This window comes from Neobacillus niacini (assembly GCF_023715415.1).
GTDB classification, from domain to species: domain Bacteria; phylum Bacillota; class Bacilli; order Bacillales; family Cytobacillaceae; genus Neobacillus; species Neobacillus niacini_C.
This window is the reverse complement of sequence record NZ_JAMBOB010000007.1, coordinates 96140-111216: the sequence shown is the minus strand read 5'-3', so window position 1 is coordinate 111216 and position 15077 is coordinate 96140. Positions and strand designations below refer to the sequence as shown.

17 protein-coding genes are annotated in these 15077 nt (G+C 43.6%); 3 read left to right on the top strand and 14 right to left on the bottom strand.

What is annotated here, in order from left to right; genetic code table 11:
* Positions 1 to 32: 32 nt before the first annotated feature.
* Positions 33 to 1538 carry a mechanosensitive ion channel gene (locus M3189_RS17555; protein ID WP_251635856.1) on the bottom strand — a complete coding sequence of 502 codons (1506 nt, stop codon included), beginning with the start codon at positions 1536 to 1538 and terminating at the stop codon, positions 33 to 35.
* Positions 1539 to 1577: 39 nt separating this feature from the next.
* Positions 1578 to 1739 carry a hypothetical protein gene (locus M3189_RS17550; RefSeq protein WP_251635853.1) on the bottom strand — a complete coding sequence of 54 codons (162 nt, stop codon included), beginning with the start codon at positions 1737 to 1739 and terminating at the stop codon, positions 1578 to 1580.
* Between the two features lie 244 nt (positions 1740 to 1983).
* On the opposite strand from M3189_RS17550, the gene M3189_RS17545 reads away from it, so the two are divergent.
* The 3 genes from M3189_RS17545 to M3189_RS17535 all read left to right on the top strand — a co-directional run bounded on the left by M3189_RS17545 (position 1984) and on the right by M3189_RS17535 (position 3085).
* Positions 1984 to 2232, top strand: coding sequence for a hypothetical protein (locus M3189_RS17545; RefSeq protein WP_251635851.1), 249 nt, complete (start codon positions 1984 to 1986; stop codon positions 2230 to 2232).
* A gap of 59 nt (positions 2233 to 2291) precedes the next feature.
* On the top strand, positions 2292 to 2462 hold the full coding sequence (locus M3189_RS17540) for a CsbD family protein (RefSeq protein ID WP_251635849.1): 171 nt from the start codon (positions 2292 to 2294) through the stop codon (positions 2460 to 2462).
* A 74-nt stretch (positions 2463 to 2536) separates the two neighbouring features.
* Positions 2537 to 3085 (top strand): general stress protein, encoded by a 549-nt coding sequence (locus tag M3189_RS17535; protein WP_251635847.1) that lies wholly within the window; start codon positions 2537 to 2539, stop codon positions 3083 to 3085.
* A gap of 149 nt (positions 3086 to 3234) precedes the next feature.
* Here M3189_RS17535 and nuoN read toward each other — a convergent pair whose 3' ends face one another.
* The 12 genes from nuoN to M3189_RS17475 form a co-directional block, all read right to left on the bottom strand.
* On the bottom strand, positions 3235 to 4752 hold the full coding sequence (gene nuoN / locus M3189_RS17530) for an NADH-quinone oxidoreductase subunit NuoN (RefSeq protein WP_251635846.1): 1518 nt from the start codon (positions 4750 to 4752) through the stop codon (positions 3235 to 3237).
* Between the two features lie 6 nt (positions 4753 to 4758).
* Entirely contained in the window at positions 4759 to 6267 is a 1509-nt protein-coding gene (locus M3189_RS17525) for a complex I subunit 4 family protein (protein WP_251635844.1), read from the bottom strand.
* The gene (nuoL, locus tag M3189_RS17520) at positions 6268 to 8130 is read right to left on the bottom strand and encodes an NADH-quinone oxidoreductase subunit L (RefSeq protein WP_251635842.1); all 1863 of its coding nucleotides are present in this window, start codon (positions 8128 to 8130) and stop codon (positions 6268 to 6270) included.
* A 161-nt stretch (positions 8131 to 8291) separates the two neighbouring features.
* A complete protein-coding gene (gene nuoK / locus M3189_RS17515) occupies positions 8292 to 8606 on the bottom strand; it encodes an NADH-quinone oxidoreductase subunit NuoK (RefSeq protein ID WP_045518735.1) in 315 nt (104 codons plus the stop codon).
* Entirely contained in the window at positions 8603 to 9121 is a 519-nt protein-coding gene (locus tag M3189_RS17510) for an NADH-quinone oxidoreductase subunit J (RefSeq protein WP_251635840.1), read from the bottom strand. Before M3189_RS17510 ends, nuoK begins: the two co-directional genes overlap by 4 nt.
* Complete coding sequence (nuoI, locus tag M3189_RS17505) at positions 9118 to 9537, bottom strand: NADH-quinone oxidoreductase subunit NuoI (RefSeq protein WP_251635838.1); 420 nt, start codon at positions 9535 to 9537, stop codon at positions 9118 to 9120. The genes M3189_RS17510 and nuoI overlap by 4 nt, the downstream gene beginning before the upstream one ends.
* A 16-nt stretch (positions 9538 to 9553) precedes the next feature.
* The gene (locus M3189_RS17500; RefSeq protein WP_251635836.1) at positions 9554 to 9757 is read right to left on the bottom strand and encodes a hypothetical protein; all 204 of its coding nucleotides are present in this window, start codon (positions 9755 to 9757) and stop codon (positions 9554 to 9556) included.
* Between the two features lie 83 nt (positions 9758 to 9840).
* On the bottom strand, positions 9841 to 10845 hold the full coding sequence (gene nuoH / locus M3189_RS17495; protein WP_251635834.1) for an NADH-quinone oxidoreductase subunit NuoH: 1005 nt from the start codon (positions 10843 to 10845) through the stop codon (positions 9841 to 9843).
* On the bottom strand, positions 10845 to 11945 hold the full coding sequence (locus M3189_RS17490) for an NADH-quinone oxidoreductase subunit D (protein WP_251635832.1): 1101 nt from the start codon (positions 11943 to 11945) through the stop codon (positions 10845 to 10847). The genes nuoH and M3189_RS17490 overlap by 1 nt, the downstream gene beginning before the upstream one ends.
* 3 nt (positions 11946 to 11948) lie before the next feature.
* On the bottom strand, positions 11949 to 13313 hold the full coding sequence (locus tag M3189_RS17485; protein ID WP_251635830.1) for an NADH-quinone oxidoreductase subunit C: 1365 nt from the start codon (positions 13311 to 13313) through the stop codon (positions 11949 to 11951).
* A gap of 3 nt (positions 13314 to 13316) precedes the next feature.
* On the bottom strand, positions 13317 to 13829 hold the full coding sequence (locus M3189_RS17480) for a NuoB/complex I 20 kDa subunit family protein (RefSeq protein ID WP_179158069.1): 513 nt from the start codon (positions 13827 to 13829) through the stop codon (positions 13317 to 13319).
* Positions 13820 to 14194, bottom strand: a complete 375-nt coding sequence (locus M3189_RS17475; protein ID WP_285889720.1) for an NADH-quinone oxidoreductase subunit A — start codon at positions 14192 to 14194, stop codon at positions 13820 to 13822. The genes M3189_RS17480 and M3189_RS17475 overlap by 10 nt, the downstream gene beginning before the upstream one ends.
* Positions 14195 to 15077: the final 883 nt, after the last annotated feature.

The window sequence follows — 15077 nt, the reverse complement described above, 5'->3', positions numbered from 1 at the left end:
TGTTATCGTTTCGTTTAGCCTAAACGAATCTCTTATTCTATTATTTTATTATCGATTTTATGGTCTAGCTTACGCAGATACTTGGAAGCAAAGTCTTTTCCTCCGAGACCGAATGCAAGTCCAAAAGCTAACGCTAATCCACCTAAGAGGAGAATAAATGCAGCATTAACGATGGAGTGCGCCACACCTAGTTGATCTAATGCCATAAAGATGGTTATCGTGAAAATGGCATATTTCGCAACAGCGGCGAGCGTTCCGGAATAGCTGTTCTTAAGGATATTTTGTAAAATGCGCTGTACGAAGTTACCAAGATATAAACCAATCCCTAAGATAATAAGGGCGGCAAACAACATTGGTAAATACGAAATCACACCTGTTCCAAGAACGACAAGGAACTCTAATTGGATAATTTGTAAGGCTTCCACCGTAAATAATAAAATAACGACAATCTTTGCTAGCAATCCAATGATTTGAGAAAGTGTGTAGGTGGTTTGCTCTGTTTTAAGTGAACCGAGACCCATGTGGATGAAGATATTATCAACCTTTAAACGCCATAGCATTTGTGTAACGATTTTCTCCACCCATTTTCCAAGCCATATCCCAACTAAAATTAGAATTACGGCCACCGCAATGTTCGGAATAACCGATACGACATCCTGGAGCATCGCAATTGCTGGATCCGAAATGCCCTTTAGTTCTAGTTTTTCTAAGGCTGTAATGATGGTAGGAATTAAGATGAAAATAAACGCGATATTTCCGATTATACTTGAAAGACTTGTACTATCCGTCGTTTTTACAATACCTATACGTTGACCAAGCTTTTCCGTACCAATACTGTGTAAGAAGTTTGTTAGAATATCTCGGACTATTTTTGCAATCAGCCAGCCGACAAACACAATAAGGGCCGCTGCAAATAACTTAGGTATAAATGCCAGCAAGGTTGAAAGCGTATCTGCAAATGGTTCTGAAACCCCTTCAATCTGCAGGGCTCCTAATACTCCAGGCAGGAATAGTAAAATTACAAAATAGAAGAGTGCCGTTGCGATACCGTTCACCTTGTTTACCGCTTCACTTTGGCTTATCGCAATCTTCCATTTTACTAAGTGGCGTTCTAAATGAACCAGAGCCGCTCCCTTTTTAAAGAGCATACGCAGCAGCGAGGCAACACCCCAAGCAAAAAGTAAAATAAGGGCAGCTTTTAAAAAGTTTGGAATCGCTGCTGTAATCATTGTCAGCATTTCTACAAGCGGCGTCGCAATAAAGCTTAAGTTAAGCATATTGAAAAAGATAATCCACACGACTACCAATAGGATATAATAAACAATTTTTCCAATAATGATTTCAGAAGAATATTTCTTATGTCCAACGTTTGCAAACAGCTTATCATCAAATTTTGTTCTCTTTAAAAGGGCCTCCACACTTTTTCCAATGCTTTTGGCAATCAACCAGCCCACCAATAAGACTAAAAGGGCAAATAATAGGTTGGGAAGCTGATAAAAGTACGAGGTCCATCCTGTCATCATTTCGTTTACATTCATTCTACCAATCTCCTTTTCTACTTTTTAATAGATTAGATCCTAGTTTGTTTCTGGATTTTTATTATCTAGCTCATCCTTTTGTTCTCCGTCACTGACTCCATTATCCTGGTCCACTCCATCTCCACAGCCAGTCAGAGCACCAAATGTTAATGTAAAAACCAGACCTGTCATGAATAATTTCTTTTTCCAGGTTCTATCCATTGTTATTTCCTCCTTTAATTTGTCTAGTATGCTTTTACCCTTTTCGTAAGTAACCTAAACAAAAAATGTTGTTTTTCTATCAACCTACTAGCAAACCTAATTTTTTTCAAAAAACTATTAATAGGAAGAAAAAGGTTTTCCAGCCCTTTTCTACTAAAAAAAGTTTCAGATCTTTTTTAACGGGAATATAAAAAGGGCAGAACAAAACACTACAAAGTTCCAAAAATTCTTGGAGGTGTAAATCATGAAGAAGAGTTTACTAGTTGGTGGAATGGCTGTTTCTCTTACTCTTGCAGGTTTAACTGGTTGCGGCGATGGGGTCGACCAAGATAATGGAGTCAGTGATGGACAGCAGAAGGATGCGGTAGATAATGATACAAAGCAAAAAGCCGAAGATACCGTTAATAATGTAAAAACAGAATTAAATCAAGCACAACAAAACTTAGAGAAAAAAGTTGAGGATAATGGCGTTAGTGATGGTGTTAACCAGTAACTCATGGCTGAGAAGAACTACGCCCAGTAAAATAATAAAAACAAGGGAGCTGAAACGAAATGAACAAAGATAAAATGAATGGATATGTTGATACCGTGAAAGGAAAGGCAAAGGAGCAATGGGGTAAACTGACGGATGATCGTTCAACGGAAACCGAAGGGAAAGTTGATCAAGCTAAAGGTAAATTACAAGAAGGTGTTGGGAAAGTAAAGGATAAATTATCAAGATAATCATTGGATAAAACTACTTTACTATCTATCAAACTATGAAACTTTCGAACTGAAAAAAAGAGGAGGAATTGAAAATGGACAAGGTTGAAAAGAATGTTGTAGGTGTTTATGAAACAGAACAAGAAGCGATTGTTGCGATTGAGGCGCTTGTTAAACAAGGATACGACAAGCAGGATATCTGTGTCATTGGTAAAGACCTCAAAGATGTGAATCATATTGCGGACGAAACTGGTACGGTAGTGGAGGAAAAGGCTGCGACGGGTGCGTTAACAGGTGGAACTTTCGGCGGGATAACAGGTTTATTAGTAGGAGTAGGTGCTCTGGCAATCCCGGGAGCTGGCCCCATCATCGCAGCTGGTCCCATTGCCTCAAGTATCATTGGAACCATAGCGGGTGCTGGTGTAGGCGGCTTAACGGGAGCACTCATAGGAATGGGAATTCCTGATGATGAAGCCGAATACTACGGGAACTCTGTTAAAGAAGGAAAAATATTAGTTTTAACCAAGAATAGAATGAGTCATCATATGGATGATAGGAATTCATTAGCGGCAGCGAACAATAGCTCGATGGCACAGGATTGGGATGAAGTGAAAAAGCTTGGCGATGAAATGAAGAATAAATAGCGGTGCCTGTCACCATTTATGCAAAAAAACATCTTTATGCAAGGATATCTGTATATAGAAAAAAGAAGAGGCCCCGATGCCTCTTCTTTTGCTTTATATGGTACCCCTTTATTCGACCTAGATCGGGTTCTTCCCCCAAAGTTGCCGATCTATTGCAAGAAGTCTGAGAAATGGTTGAAGTTTTCGTTTACGAAGTCGATAGCGATGTCTGGGAATATTCCAAACAGTAAAGATGCTGCGACGGTGACGATTAAGACAACCACAATTCCAACTGGAATTTTTGTAAACTTGCTGTCGTCCGCTGCTGGGCGGAAGAACATTTGTGTCATGATTCCGAAGTAGTAGAAATAGGAAACTACTGTTGTCGCAATCATCACGGATGCTAATACATAATGCGGTTCTTGCACCATGAAGGCACCAATAAAGATGTTCAACTTTCCGATGAAGCCTGCGGTTCCTGGGAAGCCGGCTAATGCGACCAACAAGATCCCCATTGCCACTGCTAACACCGGTGAACGGCGATACAAGCCAGCAAAGTCAGCAATCTTCGTTGAACCGGTTTTTGCCTCCACTATTTGAATCACAGCTAAGGCACCAAGGTTCATGAATAGGTAAGCTAATAAATAGAACCAAACTGTGTAAAAGAAGTTTGAGCTTAAAGACGTGAACGCCACTAGGATGTAACCAGCGTGGGCGATACTTGAGTACGCAAACATTCTTTTAATATTGCTTTGCTTCAATGCGACAACGTTACCGATGATCATTGTAGCTCCAGCAATAACAGCGATGTAGTCCTGCATATTATAAAGGATAGGCATGGAACCTGGTCCTTCTGAAGCCGCTACTCCAAAAATTGAAATCATAATTCGTGCCACAATGACAAAGCCGGCTGTTTTCGATACAACGCTCAAGAATGCGGTAACTGGTGTTGGTGCGCCTTGGTATACGTCTGGTGCCCACATATGGAATGGAGCAGCAGCCAGTTTAAAGGCTAATCCAACGAAGATCATTAAGAACGCTAGTCCGAGCAGATAAGCATGCTGTGCGTCCGCTAAGGCCTGCAGTGTCCGTGCGATGGATAACAGGTTCGTTGAGCCTGTTAAGCCGTATACATAGCTCATACCGAACAGTGTAATCGCTGTGGCAATCGAACCGTTGATGACGTATTTCATCGCCGATTCATTTGACTGTAAGTTGTTTTTGCGGATACCCGCTAAAATATAAGAAGAAATGGATAACAACTCGAGACCGATAAATAAGGTGATTAAGTCACCGCTTGAAGTCATAATCATTCCGCCGAGTAATCCGGTTAGGAATAAATAATAAAATTCACCGCGGTATTCTTCCAATCCCTCGTCAGCCTTGTAAGAGACAGCTAAAAATAATACAAGCGCTCCTCCAGCAAGAAGAAGGAATTTGAATGCTTTACCAAAAGAATCAAGACGGAAGGTATCGTCTAAAATAGATTCAGGCGCTGCCCCTAATAATCCGGCAAGGGAAACCATTGCGGCGAAAATCGCAGCAATCCCGATCCAGCCTAGGATTCGACGGTCTTGTTTTTTTGGCATAAATAAATCTAGTACTGTGATAAGCGCTGCAACACCAACGATGATGAACTCTGGTGTCATGATGCCCCAATTAAATGATGTTAAATCTTCAAGACTCATCCTTCATCACCCTCCTAACCCTAGCATAATCGTTTCAAGTGTGGCTTGAAGCGGTGAGCTTAGAACGCTTGGTATTACTCCGATTAAGATAATTAAAGCCATTAGCACGACAACCGGAACGAATTCAACGCCCTTCAAATCAAGGACTCCTGTAAAGTCACGGTGTGATTGTCCGTACGTAATGCCGAGTACGGCACGTAATAAATATACAGCGGTCATGATGATACCAATGCAACCGACGGCTGCGATCCATGGCATTTCTTCAAATAGCCCTAAGAACGCCATAAATTCACTGACGAATCCAGACATACCTGGCAAGCCAAGTGACGCTAAAGCGCCAGCGAGCAGGAATCCTGAAGCAATCGGCATTCCTTTTGCCATTCCGCCAAGGTTTTCCATCAATGATGTATCTGTGCGCTCATAGAAAGCACCGACTAAGAAGAACAATAGTGCAGAGATTAAACCATGTGATACCACTTGGAAAATAGCCCCTTGCACGCCTGCCTCATTCATTGCCGCTAACCCGATTAACACGATTCCCATGTGAGAAATCGACGAGTACGCCAAAACCATTTTGAAGTCTGTTTGAATGAATGCTAGGAAAGCTCCGTAGAGAAGGTTGATCACACCAAGAATGGCTAGCAATACTGCTAACGTTTCAAACTGCTCTGGAAAAATTCCCATTCCAAAACGGATTAAACCGTACGCCCCGATTTTCAATAGAATACCAGAGTGAATCATAACGATCGATGGCGGTGCCTGCACGTGAACGCGAAGCATCCAGCTGTGTAATGGGAAGATTGGCAACTTAACGCCAAAAGCGATAAGCAGGGCAATCAATAATCCTAGTTTTAAATCGCCCGATAATGGAACATTCGGGTCGTTCATCATTTGCGTTAACATTTCAATATTGGTGGTTCCTGTTTTTGCAAACAGAATCATGATCACGATTAACAGGACAGCTGAGCCTAACCCGTTATAGATCAAGAAGCTGTAGGCTGCTTTTTCTTTTTCAAAATAACCCCATTTTCCGATTAAGAAGAAGGTTGGAATTAACGTAATCTCAAAGAATAAGAAAAAGAGAACTAAGTTTTCAGCGGTAAATACACCAAGCATTCCGATTTCTAACAGCAGGAACAGCATGAAGTAGCCTTTCCATTCTTTTTTAATATAAATGGAGGCAATCGCTGCGAGTGTTGCGACTACAGCCGTTAGGAGTACTAACAGCATCGAAAAGCCGCTGACACCGAGTTCATAGTTCACTTTCCAGAATCCTGCTTCAGCACCCTGCAGACCTCCAAACGTGATCCAATCCTTTGCAACGCTAAAGTCGCTCAACGCTTTCCCAGCTAGGTAATGAAGATACAGGCCGATTGCAATAACCAGTGCTGGCAGTGTCGCAAGAAAGCCGACGATTTTTATGGTTTTTTCTTCTGTTTTAGGCATGAAGGCCAAAACAATAATACCGAGTAACGGGGAGAATACTAATAGTGATAGAACGAAAGAAAGATCCATTTATAAGTACCCCCCTGTTAATACAAAGATGACAGCAAGCAGTGCCATGCCAACGAATGCTACGGTAACATAGGTTTGTGTTTGACCCGTTTGCAGCTTTGACCCTGCTGCTCCAAGTCCTTGAACAATCCCTGCGACCCCCTTCATGATTCCTTCCACTAAGAAGACATCGATGAAGCGTAAGAAGTAGCTGATTCCTTTTGTAATGGCAACCACTGACATTTGATAGAATTCGTCAATGTAATATTTGTTCGTAAGAATGGTATGAAGCGTATCGCCGCTGCCAGAAAGCCAGTTGCGTGCAATAGAACGCTTGTAGTAAATCATATAAGCAAGGTAAATACCTGCTAATGAAACAACGGTTGCTGCAATCATAATCCAAATTGGACCTTCAATATGACTATGACCAAGTGCTTCGTTGCCGTCCACCAGCCAATCACCAAGATTGTGGTTAAGTGGTGTTTGAACATAACCTGCGATAATCGCTAATACGCCAAGAACGATCATTGGAAATGTCATCATCGATGGTGATTCGTGAACATTTTTCATTGGTGTTCGCGCTTCTCCGGTAAAAACCATGAAGAACAAACGGAACATATAAAAAGCAGTCATAAATGCCGCTGCAAGCGCTAGTAAGAACAGAACTGGATGTCCGCCTTCCCAGGCTGCAATTAAAATTTCATCCTTACTGAAGAACCCTGAAAACAATGGCACACCGCTGATTGCAAGTGTTCCGATTAAGAATAATGGTGCAGTAAGCTTTAGCTTTTTCCAAAGTCCGCCCATCTCCTCGATGTTCTGAGTGTGTACCGCATGAATGACGCTTCCGGCTGCTAAGAAGAGCAACGCCTTAAAGAAAGCATGTGTCATTAAGTGGAATACACCAGCAACATAGCCTGCAGACCCTAAAGCAAGCATCATGTAGCCAAGCTGGCTGACAGTTGAGTAAGCTAGAACCCGTTTAATATCGGTTTGTACAAGACCAATACTTGCTGCAAAAATCGCCGTAAACGCACCGATAATCGCAATGGTTAATAGTGCAGTTTCACTCGCTGCGAACAGCGGGAACAATGCCGCAACTAAGTATACCCCGGCAGCAACCATTGTCGCTGCGTGGATTAAAGCAGAAACTGGTGTCGGACCTTCCATCGCATCCGGCAGCCATGTGTGGAGCGGGAACTGACCTGATTTACCAACAGCTCCGATGAAGATTAAAATGGCTGTTAAAGTAATCATCGTAGTGGATACAGCACCAGCCTCAACGGCCTCGAAAATCTCACTGTATTCAAAGCTTTTTGTTTCCCAGAATAATAAAATCATCCCGATCAAGAGACCAACGTCTCCAATTCGGGTCATAATGAACGCTTTTTTTGCCGCAGCCTTCGCTTCTTCTTTGTAAAAATAGAATCCAATTAAGAGGAAGGAACCGACTCCGACGAGCTCCCAGAAAATATAAGTTTGCAGTAGGTTTGGCGAGATGACTAGGCCAAGCATCGCAAACGTAAATAGTCCTAAATAGGCATAGAATACTGGAAACCGCTCATCCCCGTGCATATATCCCTTTGAATAAGTATGTACCAGGAAGCTGACGAGCGAGACAATTACAAGCATTAATGCATTCAATTGATTCACTTCAAAGCCCGCTGTTAAAGAAATATCTCCTATCCTGAGCCACTCCGTTGAAGTCTTAAACGTGGGTTCCGTGAACCGCTCGAACAACACCAACAACGAATACACAAGCGACGCTAACGTAAGAAGAATCCCCACATACGCACTCGCATCCTTCAGCCGCTTACCAAATAGAAGAAGAATCAAAAACGAAAGTAGCGGGAAAAGCGGTATGATCCATGCATTTTCCATCATCATCACAATCCCCTTTTTAAAAATGGTGCCTGTCACCGCCCGTGGACACTGTCCGCCGAGGGAGGACACCAATTATTACCAATTTGTCCACCCGAGACGGACAGTGTCTTTCTGTGGTGACAGGCACCGCAGTCTAGAAAAAAATTTATCTTACCTAAAAACTAGTTTTTCATTGTGTCCATATCGTCGATGTTGACGGTTTTGCGGTTGCGGTATAGGGCTATTAAGATAGCCAGACCGACCGCTGCTTCTGCAGCGGCTACGCTAATCGTGAACAACGCGAAGATTTGACCGGTGATGGACGGTGCCACCCCGTATTTGCTGAAGGTTACCAGGTTGATATTAACCGCATTCAGCATAAGTTCGATAGAGATAAGGACGATGACGGTGTTTCTTTTTGTCAGTGCCCCATATAAACCGATACAGAATAAAATCAGTGCGAGTGCCAGGAAGGCTGAAGCAGGAACTGAACTCATTCCTTGTCACCCTCCTTCTCGTCTTTCTTCGCCAGAACAATCGCTCCGACAAGTGCCACCAATAATAATACAGAAGTTAATTCAAATGGAATTACCCATTTCGAATACAGAGCTTCCCCAATTTTCATGGTATTGTCTACATGTAAGTCGGTTGGTACCTGTACCACGTTGAAATCATAGATTCCAATATAGACTGCCACTGCAAAGCCAAGTACACCTAGGAATAAAAAGAACTTTCTTCCTTTACCTGTGGTTGTTTCCCCTTCGTCATCATGCTTCGTTAACATAATCCCGAATAACATGATAATCGTAATCGCACCAGAATAAATCAGGATTTGAACCGCTGCGACAAATTCAGCTGACAGCAGCACGTAAATACCGGCAATGCTGACGAACGTAAAAATGAGGGCAACGACCATGTGCACGACCTTGGTAAGGTTCAATAACAGGACACCGCCAATGATAGCAACTAGGGCGAGGCCCATAAATGCGATAAACTCGCCTGTAATTGTCATGGTTTATTCACCTGCCGTACGTTTTCGTCGTTCTCATCTAACCATTCAAGGTTTTTAAATAACATATCACGGCTGTAGGACGCTAACTCAAAGTTATTGGTCATCACAATCGCTTCAGTCGGGCAAACCTCTGTACAGAGGTCACAAAGGATACAAATCTCGAAATTGATATCATAGGTATCAATGATTTTCCCCTTTTTCGTTGGATCCGGATGTTTTTTACCCGTTAAATTAATACATTCTGTCGGGCAAATGTTCATGCATTGATTGCACACGATACACTTTTCCGGATAGAACTTTTGAATTCCGCGGAAGCGGTCCGGAAGCGGCAGCGGCTCATCTGGATAGTTATAGGTTACCTTTTTTTTCGTTAGCTGATTTAGGGTATATTTCAAGCCTTTTGTAAATCCAAGCACGTTTTTCACCCCTTTTTCATTTTAAAAATTGCATTCTGCATACGTTTTTATGGACTCCTTCAAGGACTAACGCACTTGCGAACGCCCCATTAGGTTCCTTTTTCAAAGCCTGTGTTAAACTAGGCTGTTGATTTGCGCTCCAGGCGCTATGCTTTCCGCGGGCTCGCAAGTGAGCCTCCTCGCAGCTTCGCTCCTGCGGGGTCTCACTCAGCTCGTGCATCCCGCAGGAGTCAAGCGCCTTCCGCTCCAATCAACAGGTTCTAAAATCAACAGTATCCTTTAACACAGCATTTTGAAATAGCCTTAGAAAAATAATGTTTTAATTAGCGCTGTTAAGAATATGTTTGCTAATGCGACTGGGAATAGCACTTTCCACGCGAATTCCATTAATCGGTCGATTCTAAATCGTGGAAGTGTGGCCCGTAACCACATGTATACAAAGACAACGACGCAGAATTTGAGTGCAAACCATACAGCGCCAGGGATAAATCCTAGGATATCCAGCGGTGGCAGCCATCCGCCTAAGAAGATGACGGTGATCAAGGATGACATCGCGAACATATAAACATATTCTGTGAGCATGAAGAATGCCCAACGGAATCCTGAGTATTCTACAAAGTATCCGGCAACCAGTTCGTTCTCTGATTCAGGAAGGTCAAAGGGTGTCCGGTTTAATTCTGCAATTGATGCGATGAAAAATACGATAAACGCAATCGGCTGATAAAGAATGAACCAGCCATGCTCTTGCTGCACAACAATATCTGTTAAATTCAAGCTTCCTGTTAATAGAATGACACCTAAAACAGACATAACGAGCGGAATTTCGTAGGAGATCATTTGTGCACCTGCACGCATGCCCCCTAGGAGCGCATATTTATTGTTGGACGCCCAGCCGCCGAGAACCATTCCAAATATGGTCATTCCGGAAACCGCAATATAATAGAGCAAGCCTACTCCGATATCGGCAAATTGGAATTTGTCCGTGAACGGGATGGTCGCAAGGACCATAAAGGCTGGCGTAAAGGCAATGATTGGCGCAATGATAAATAACGGCCTGTCGGCTGCCTTTGGAATAACGTCTTCTTTGATTAAGAGTTTCAGAACGTCGGCTACGGTTTGCAGTAATCCCCACTTACCACCAAGCTGGTTAGGGCCGTGACGTGCCTGCATGTATCCTAGAACCTTTCGCTCTGCTAAAATCGCATAGGTTACGAAACCTAAAACCACTAATAGTAAGACAACTGCGAGTAAAAAGAAGATTCCAAAGTTCATCAAGCCTGGACTTGATTGGAGCAACTCTTCAATCATTAGCCGTCCACCTCCCCAAGGACAATGTCAACTGCCCCTAATATCGCAATCAAGTTTGCAATGTTTTCGCCTACTAATAATTTAGGGAGAATTTGTAGATTATAGAATGAAGGTCTTCTAAACTTCAAGCGATACGGTTCTTTTTTACCGTCACTTGAGATATAGCAGCCGATTTCCCCACGTGGAGATTCAATTCTGACAAAAGCTTCCCCTTTTGGTGCTTTGATAATTTTTGGTACTTTGGCCATAATTTCGCCTTCAGCAGGGAATTGTTCACAGGCCTGCTCAAGGATTTTCAAGGATTCTTCGATTTCTTCAAGGCGCACATGGTAGCGAGCCAAGCAATCTCCTTCTTCCCTTGTGATCACATTAAAGTCAAAGCGGTCGTAGATGGAGTATGGCTCATCTTTACGTAGGTCCCATTTCACACCAGTACTACGAAGGTTTGGACCGCTGAGTGAATAGTTGATGGCTTCTTCTTTTGAATAAACGCCAACCCCTTTTACACGGTCTAAAAAGATTTCATTTCCAGATACAAGGTTATGATAGCCTTTCAGCTGTTCTCTTAGATAAGGAACAAATTCCCTTACTCCGTCAACCCAGCCTTCTGGAGCGTCCCACTTCACCCCGCCAACACGCATATAATTAAAGGTCAATCGTGCACCTGATAATTCGTTAAGCATATTGATAATCATTTCACGGTCACGGAACGCATAGATGAACGGACTTGTCGCACCTAGGTCGAGGATGTATGTTCCCCATGCAACCAGGTGGCTCGCGATACGCCCTAATTCCATCGCCATTACACGAAGGAAGTCGGCACGTTCAGGAATTTGGATGCCCATCATCGTTTCGACGGCATGACAGATGACATAGTTATTCGTCATTGCAGACAAATAGTCCATCCGGTCGGTATACGGAATGATTTGGGTGTATTGCAGGTCCTCTGCTAGCTTTTCTGTTCCACGGTGTAAATAACCGATGACAGGGGTTGCTTCGGTAATGATTTCCCCATCGATTTTAACGACAAGACGGAATACTCCGTGCGTACTAGGATGCTGAGGACCGACGTTTAGCAGCATTTCTTCTGTTCTGATCATTGGTTACACCTCCACATCATACGGTTCATAATCTTTACGCAGTGGATGGCCAACCCAATCTTCTCCTAGCATAATCCGATGTAAATTCGGATGTCCGGTAAACTTAATTCCTAGTAAATCATAAGCTTCGCACTCAGGCCAGTTGGCACCTGCCCAAATTGGCTGCAAGGACTCGATTGTTGGTTCATCGCGGTCAATCTTAACTTTTAACGCCACAGATTGGCGATTTTTGTATGAGAATAAGTGAACATAAACTTCCATATGTGTAACAAAATCTGTTCCATGCAGCTCAGATAGATAATCGAACCCTAGGAGCTCATTATATTTTAAAAACTGAGCTACCTTGAAATATGTATCTTTCTTCGCAACAAGTGTCGGAACGTCTTTAGACAATTTATTAATATAAGAATCTTCTAAAACATCCGCGCCCAAGTTTTCTTCGATCACCTTTCTATATTTGTCTAAGAAAGGTTGATTAGCCGATGGTTTCTCGGCCGTATCGGCTGGCGATACGTCGCCGCCTTTTGCCGCGCCTGCTGCTTTCGCCTTCGCTGCTGCCGCTGCCTTTGCTTTCGCTACTGCTGCCGCTTTCGCTTTGGCTTTTTCATCATCGCCACCCGCCGCAGTGTCTGCGTCACCGGTACCAGCTGCCTTCGCTTTCGCCGTTGCTGCTGCTTTTGCTTTTGCCGCTGCCGCCGCTTTTGCTTTGGCTACCGCCGCTGCTTTCTTCTTCGCAAGGTCATCACCATCGTCACTCGCATCGACTGCTGGTGTTTCTTCAGCCGGAGTTGATTCTCCTGCTAACTCCATCGCTTTACGCTTGGCTGCCGCCGCTGCTTTTGCTTTCGCTACTGCTGCAGCTTTCTTCTTCGCAAGGTCGTCAGCTTCATCGCTCGTTTGGGCTGCTGGTGTTTCTTCAGCCGGAGTTGATTCTCCCGCTAACTCCATCGCCTTACGCTTTGCCGCTGCTGCCGCTTTTGCCTTCGCTACCGCCGCTGCTTTCTTTTTCGCAAGGTCGTCTCCGTCTTCGCTCGGTTGGGCTGAAGCTGGTGTCGTTTCAACCGGAGCAGGAGCTTCTTCCTCTTCAATACCCTCGCGCTTTTTCTTTGCTAATGCAGCCGCTTTTGCTTTCGCTGCCGCCGCTGCCTTTTTCTTCGCAAGGTCCGCACCATCTTCAGCAGGCGTTCCCGCTGTTTGCGCTGGTTCAACTGGATGCGTATCCTGACTAAGCGCTTGTTCAGCAGGTTTGTCCTCCTGCTTTGGAGCACCTTCCCCTGCAGCCTTTGCCTGACGTTTTGCTATAGCTTCCGCCTTTGCCTTTGCAACGGCTTCCTTTTTCAATTGATCGAGATCCTTTTCCCCGCTCATCGGTTAGATCACCTTCTTCCCAGTCTTCGCCTCATAGCGAATCTTTTCCTTTAATTTATTGATTCCATAAATTAATGCGGCCGGGTTTGGCGGGCATCCAGGGATATAAACATCAACAGGGACGATTTGATCGACACCCTTGACAACAGCATAAGACTTCACATACGGTCCCCCTGCAGTTGCGCAAGATCCCATCGCAATAACCCATTTCGGCTCTGGCATTTGATCATACAAACGGCGAACAATCGGCGCCATTTTCTTCGTAACCGTACCAGACACAATCATACAATCCGATTGCCTTGGCGACGTCCGAAAAATGGTTCCAAAACGGTCAAGGTCGTAATTCGCTCCACCCGTACCCATCATTTCAATCGCACAACAAGCCAGACCAAAAGTCATCGGCCACAAAGAATTACTTCGTGCCCAAGCCTTAATTTGCTCCAGCGTCGCAAAAAACACATTTCGTTCTAACTCTCTCATTTCCTCTGGTGAAAGGTCATCTAGTTTTAAGTCCATCGTAGCACCTTCTTCTTCCAAGCGTAGATTAAGCCAATTAACAGCATAATTACGAAAATCAACATCTCGATTAACGCAAAAACGCCTAGCTTATCATAGGCAACCGCCCATGGGTATAAAAACACAGTCTCTACATCAAAAATAACAAACATAAGGGCAAAAATATAATAGCGGACATTGAACTGTACACGGGAATCGTGAAATGGATCAATACCGCTCTCATAAGTGGTATACTTCTCGACACTCGGCTTATGAGGACGCAAAAACTTACCCAAAAATAAAGCCACCAACGGCAGCAGCACCCCAAGACAGAGGAACACAAAAACTATCAGATAATTATTCTGATATAAATTCAAAAGTTCCAAGTCCATCCCTCCAATGTTGAAAATTTTCATACAAATGAAACTTGTAACCGATAACATTATAGCATTGTTACAAACCTGTGTCGACAACACCACCCCATTAAAATTGGAAATTCTATCGCCGCAAAACTTCCCAATCCAAGCGATTGGGAGCTTGCTCACAAAATCGCCTTGGATTGGGGAGTTTTGCAAGCTTACGCGGCAGCGGAAGCGCAATGTGCGTTAGCACATGGCGATAGAATTTCCAATTTTGTCGGCAGCCTGGTTTTGCGACACAAGGGCCCCACCCCCTGAGCGTTTGCGTGATCTCGCAGAAAAGGCTTCCTGAAAACACTTCAGAGATGACGCAAGAGCGAACCGCAAACCCCTGAACTTACTGCACGTGATCTGCAGCGCAAGCGGAAGATGACGTGCATAGTATAAGGCTCGCAAGAGCCGGGTTTTGTCCTTATATCGACATTTAACAACAAAAACCCACCATTGTCAGTGAGAATTGTCATAAAACCTTCACCAAACCGTACCCATTTATACAAAAAAGCCAACTATCAAAATCCAACATTACCAAAACATCCTTGTACATCACCACCACCATCATATTCACAATAAACCAAATCATTCAAAAATTTCTATTAAAATAGAATAAATACAATCAACATCCTACTAAATTCCTATAAAAACCAGTCGCCAGACTGGCATCGTCATTTCCCCCCTCATAAAACACCCCGACTTTAATTATATCGCAGCTCACTTCCTCTCCTATCCCCCTTACCTATCTGCATAATCTACTCCCTTACCTGCATTTTCCTCAACTTACCTGCCAATACCCTTTGTTTACCTGCCTAACCAATTCCACAACCCCACTAACCCCAGAAAAAGCCAGTCGCGA